Raw genomic sequence first — 5666 nt, 5'->3', positions numbered from 1 at the left:
TCGAGGTAGGAGGGGCCGGGCCCGGCCGGGCCGACCCAGCCGGCGTCGGCCTGCGGCGGGACGGTGTACCCGAGGTGCTGGAGGCTGTACAGGACGTTCATCGCGCAGTGCTTGGCGCCGTCCTCGTTGCCGGTGATCAGGCAGCCGCCAACCCGGCCGTAATAGGCGTACTGCCCCTGGGAGTTGAGGACCGACGAGCAGGCGTACAGCCGCTCGACGACCTTCTTCATGACGGAGGAGTTGTCGCCCAGCCAGACCGGCGAAACACTCTGGCACGTTACCTGACCAGCCATAAAATCGGACAGGTCCAACGCCCTCTCCTGTCCGAGCGTTCGGCCGCTGACGGTCGTAGTGCCGCAGCGGTCCCACGAGCCGCTTCCAGAACCCTGCCCGGCTTTGCGCCTGACTCCCCGGAATCTCAGGGTCGGAACCTCCATCTTCCGATTTGGGTGACTGCGCCCCATTGCCGCAGACCACGAGACGCAGTCAGTGAGCCTTTGCCAAGAGTGTCCAGCTGCCGTGGTCCCAACGTTGTCCGCCCGGGATAGAGGATCCGTCTCTCTACGGCTTGGGTCAGCGGGTCTCCGTCTTTTGGAGATGGCGCTGGAAGAGGTACTCGACCTCGTCGGAGGCCATGGAGCCCGCGACCATCACGCCTGCAGGGCCGAAGGCCCGCGTCAGCTGTACGTGGCCCTGACCTGAAGCACCCAGACCCTGACGGTCCTGCACGCCTCGCCCCTGCCCGCGGTCATGCTGCCCGCCGCCGATCCGTGGCCGTCCACCGGCTCGGACGAGTCCACCCGGAGCCCCTGTTCGCGCCGGCGCAGGGCCGCGACTGCTCGCGCTTCCACCTGGACGGCGACTCCGACGTCGCCCACTGCACGTCGTCGAGGATGATGCGGCGGCCGCTCGTAAGAGCCGAGGCGCCGGACCAGTTCCTCGGCCGGCCGGGCCCTGGTGGCCACCGGCGGCGCGTCGACCGGCTCCGCTTCCGGCAATAGCGGCGGCAACCATCTTGATAGGTCGCTGAGTTGACGCCCCACGGCGACGCCGGAACCGGCGCACTCCAGGACACCGGACCGCACACCGTACGCGACGTGCTCCGCCTCACGCCCGACGAACACGCTGCTCACGTGAACATCACAGGGCCCTGCCCAAAGCAGCCCTACGCGGGGATCTCACGCCGTACGAGGTCGGACACAAACCCTATGCACATACCAGGACGCACCTTTTGTCGGATCGGCAGATCCCTCAGACTTCACCTCCCGGCCCACGCCGTCAACATGCCTTTCGATCAGAGATACCGACCGCCGGACGCCCTCACTGGCGGCGAGCCTGTCGCCGAGCCGACGAGCCGTCAGGGACACCGTCTAGACTCACCGGGGTGAACGTGGATCGGAAAGTCACGCCGCTGGATCTTGCGCGCCGTACGCCGCCTCCGGTGTCCGGCCTCTCCGAGGCGGAGATCCGCCTCGCGCTGGAGGAGCATTGTCCCGAGCTCGTCAGCCTGCTGCACTGGCTCGGGTGCTCGCTCGACGAATCCCTCTCCGAGTGGATCCGGCTCCGCGGAGCACCGTGGGTGTCGACCGTCGTGAACCCGCAGACGTCGGCCCGCCGCATATTCGAACTCTGGCAGGAGTTCCTCGGCGATGACAGCCGCCCGCTGCTGGAGCTGCTGGTGTTCGAGCACGGCTTCTGTCGGCCGGCCGCGACGGCGCAGGGGCTTCCACCCGGAATGCACTTCGCGAAGACGCTTCACGTGGTCCGACAGCGGATTGGCACCAAGCTGCACCAGCACGCGCTCGACGTGACCTGGCAGCGGCCCACGGTGTTCTCCCGGGCACTGCGCCTGGCCGAGGTGTACCTGGACGCTGTGGTGAGCGACAGCGAGTTGACCGGCGTGAACGCTCGTCACCAGTTCAGTGGACGGCTCGGCCAAGGCCCGGTGCTGCTTAGCAGGTTCGAGTCGGTCGGCACGGCCGAGCTGTCACGGTCCGTCGGGCTGATCCGACGCTCGATCGAGGAGGGCAACAAGGTCGCCGACGCCTTGCCGTACCTGATGGAGGGCTTCCTGCGCCTGCACGACAGCACCGGCGACCGCAGGTACCTGGGCCGGATCATCGAGGCGCACCGGGAGTTCGCCGACGCCGAGAAGAGCACCGCCTGGCGACTGCACATCGCCGAGGCGTGGCTGAGGCTGTCCGACGGGCGCCCGATGGACGAATTGACCGCTCACTACCTCGATCAGGCTGCGACCACCCTCGACACCATCAGAAGCTTCGTCAGCGGGGAGGCGGTGCGCCACACGCTCCTGCTGACCATCGTCGCCCAGGCACGCGCGGTACCCGAGTCGGCGACCGTCCGGCTCGCGCTGCGCGGTCTGCCGAGCCAGTTCGGGTTCGACCAGCAGGTGCAGCGGTTCGTCGGTGCTGGGGCCCCGGCTTCGTCGTTCCCGAAGCTGGTCCTCGGAGCTTTGAACGAGCGGTTCAAGGGCTCAGGAGAGCCGCTGATTAGGCGTCTTCTCGCCGACTGGCACCGGGCGTGTGCACAGTTCGTCGAGTGCCCGACCTCGACCCAGCTCGAACTGCGCCGTACGGTCCTCGACCTCCTCGAGGGCCGCACGGCCGGTACCGCTCTGACGGACACGCCGAGCCGGATGCGGTACGCCGACGACCTGCTTCACGTGGCCGCGCTGGGCGCCTCGCCCCAGCACTGGGCCGAGGGAGTGGTAAGGCTCGTGCGGGAGGCTGCCGACGACCCGTCGACGTGTGTCCCCCTGGTCGTCCTGGGCCGGGAGGCCGAACTACGGCGGAGCGTCAGTCCCGCCGACCGCGCCGTGCTGGAAGCCCGGCTGGCCGGCCTCGTCCCGGATCCCGCCTCCTGGGTCCGGGCACTCGCCGACGGTGACGCGGGCTTCTACTACGCTCGGGCGGCCACCCGCGCGATGACCAGCCCGGACGTGATCCGGCGCAACCTCGGTGGCCGCAGCAACGTGGTCACCGTCGAGGACCATCTAGGTTTCGCCTCGTCGACCCTGGTGTTCAAGCCCACGCACACGGACAACGTCGAACGCGACACCCGTACCGCGCAGGCCGTACGGAACACTCTCGCCCGCGTGGGCGCCGACACCCGCTTCCGCACCAGCGACCTGATCTCCACCCTGGACGCGGACGAGCTGAGCAGCCGTTCGGGCCTTGCGTCCAACGTGAACGTGATCACCGTCCGACGGTTCGAGTACGGAACGGTCCTCGCCGAGCTGCTCTCTCCCGAGACGGAAGACGCCTCCGCGAACCTGCTCAAGCAGGCGGCCGCCTTCCTCGCCTACATCCACGCCGCTCCCCGGCCAGGCGATGCCATGCCCACCAAGGTCCGCGCCAAGGTCCGCGGTCGGGTGCGGATGTGGCTCCGCGACGTCTTCCCCAAGGGCGCCGACAGACTGGTCGACCAGGCCTTTGATAGCTGGTGGGCGCTGCTGGCCGACGCACCGACGCTTCCCCGCCGGGACGCGCACGCGTTCAACTGGCTCGTCACGGACGACGGACGAATCGTCGCCATCGACCTGGAGGCGACGGGCCACGAACCGGTCGGGTGTGAACTGGCCCAGCTGACGGACGACGTGCCGGCCCTGTCACCCGGCTCCTGGGACCTTCGCCGTGAGGTGTTCGAAAGCTACGTCGAAGCGCTGCGCGAGTGCACCGGTGAGGCGTACGACGACGCGGAGGTCGAACGGATCTGGGCCGTCTACCGCGCCTCACTGATCGTCAGGGCGATACGGTGTCTGACGGGTCGAACCGGGGACCCCGCGCTCCGCCGGCACGGCGAGGCCCTGCTGGACGAAATCAGCGCCCACCCGGAGTGGGGCTCCATTCACGAGGTGGCCGTCACCCTGCGCGATGCCTGGGCCGAGCGGCGCGGCGCCCGAGGGGGCGCGCCACTGCGGGAGCTCAACTTCGGACGCAAGCAGCGAATCAGCAAGGCTCTTGCCTATCAACTGCGCCACAACCCGCACCTGCCAACGAACCCGCAGGGCTGGGCGCGGCTCGACGACCTCCTGTCCGCCCTCTCGGAGACCGAACAGCCCGCGTCGTCCGCAGAGGTGCTGGCCGTCGCCCAAGCCTTGGACGAGCCGCGCTTCGAAGTCTGGGACGACCTGATCCGTGCTCGCTACGGCCACACCAGGTCCGCCCCCGACGACCACGCAGTCGGGACACCGGACGGAGTGCTGTACCACGCCACGGCATCGGTGAACCTGCGTGACATCTTCCAACTCCGGCAGGGCCTGCGGCCGATGGCACGCAAGGCTGTCCACCTCACCACCGATCCACGAACGGCAGTCCTCGCCGGACGGCGACACGGCCCCGCCGTACTGCTGTCGGTCCACGACCCGGCCGCCCACGGCCTCGAATGCCGCTATGCCGGGGGCACCACCTGGCTGATCGACGCGGTGCCGGCCGGGGCGCTGGCGGTGGTGCCACTCCACCAGCTCTTCTCGGCGCACTGAGCCCAGAGCGGTCCTGCTCGTCCCTTGGGGCCGACAGGACCGCTCTGCACGGCACTTCGGCTCGGTCACGGTGTCGGCCTGAGTGAAGCTCAACGCGGGCGCACCAAGGGGCGTCATCGCGAGCCAGGACGGCAGGCTCGTCAGCAAGTTCGTCCTCTGGCACGAAGCCCCGGTCAACACCTGGCGGTTCGGCCTGTCGAAGACCGACACCAACGGCTGGTCGGTCGACCAGGTGATCCCGGCCGCACACGCCCAGCTCGGCACCTGGACCCGGGTCATCCACACCTCCGACTACCCCAGCGACACCCCCGGCGCCCTGGAAGCCAGCACGCCCTATCCCTCCGCCTCGACAGCGCGAACGCGATGATCGAGATAGCCTGGCCCACCGCCGAGCTGGAGAAGGCTGCGGTCCGTCTCCCGGTCGAGGACCCGCTGCTGCGCGCGGCGATGCACACGCGGGCCCACCTCGTTGTGGTGTCCAACTCGGCTGCCGTGCACCAAGACCGCTCGCATGCACTCACCCGGCCTGACCACGTCCCGGCCTTCCCCCCCCCCCCCCCCCCCCCCCCCCCCCCCCCGCGCCCCGGCCGTCGAGCGTGTCCAGGCCGCCACTGCGCGTTCCGCGCGGGCCCCTCGTCCTCTGGGCCTGCCAGCCGATCAGCCCTCGGTGCCACCTGCGGCCCGCCGGTCCGGCACGCTGCCGAACCGGCTGTAGCCAACGACCAGCTCTCGGGGCGACGGTTGACTCCCGAGTCTACGGCGCCCACGACCCTGGCCAGCTCCACCCGCGGCCCGTCCGCCAGCCGGGCCTCAACCGCGTGTTCCTGCTGCCGATCGGCACGGGCCTTCGTGCCACCGCCCACTGGCCGTCGGCGAACATGCCAATGTTGCCCTTGCCGTCACGCTGTATCCACCGCGCCCTACACACCCGCGAGATCAGGAGGGACACGGCGACAAACACCGATGACCAAAACGGGAGGCCTTCCCGGGCAAGCGGTTCCGCGAAGGCGTGACGGCTCAGCGGTGCTCGGGGTTCTCGAAGTCGAAGCGGCAGCCGGCGTCCCATTCGGAGCGCTGGTTGCCGTGGGCCGGGATGCCTCCGGCGTCCTTGAGCAGGCGGGCGAGGTGGAGCTGGTTCCAGGTCATGAAGGTGGTGTTGCGGTTG

Annotated in this window: 3 protein-coding genes and 2 pseudogenes; 2 read left to right on the top strand and 3 right to left on the bottom strand. The window is 69.4% G+C overall.

Annotated features, from left to right (window positions below):
* Both ACXJMZ_RS36605 and ACXJMZ_RS36600 read right to left on the bottom strand, forming a co-directional pair.
* Positions 1 to 260: pseudogene (locus ACXJMZ_RS36605) on the bottom strand (flavodoxin family protein); the annotation flags it as partial.
* A gap of 417 nt (positions 261 to 677) precedes the next feature.
* Complete coding sequence (locus ACXJMZ_RS36600; protein WP_457034316.1) at positions 678 to 1133, bottom strand: hypothetical protein; 456 nt, start codon at positions 1131 to 1133, stop codon at positions 678 to 680.
* 308 nt (positions 1134 to 1441) lie between these two features.
* Here ACXJMZ_RS36600 and ACXJMZ_RS36595 point away from each other — a divergent pair, with 308 nt between their 5' ends.
* Both ACXJMZ_RS36595 and ACXJMZ_RS36590 read left to right on the top strand, forming a co-directional pair.
* Entirely contained in the window at positions 1442 to 4501 is a 3060-nt protein-coding gene (locus tag ACXJMZ_RS36595; RefSeq protein ID WP_457034315.1) for an RNA 2'-phosphotransferase, read from the top strand.
* A gap of 82 nt (positions 4502 to 4583) precedes the next feature.
* Positions 4584 to 4868, top strand: a complete 285-nt coding sequence (locus ACXJMZ_RS36590) for a hypothetical protein (protein WP_457034314.1) — start codon at positions 4584 to 4586, stop codon at positions 4866 to 4868.
* A 650-nt stretch (positions 4869 to 5518) separates the two neighbouring features.
* Here ACXJMZ_RS36590 and ACXJMZ_RS36585 read toward each other — a convergent pair.
* Positions 5519 to 5666: pseudogene (locus ACXJMZ_RS36585) on the bottom strand (flavodoxin family protein); the annotation flags it as partial.

It is taken from the genome of Kitasatospora sp. P5_F3, assembly GCF_054049135.1.
Note: the sequence above shows the minus strand (reverse complement) of the source record. Positions and strands in the feature narration are given on the sequence as shown.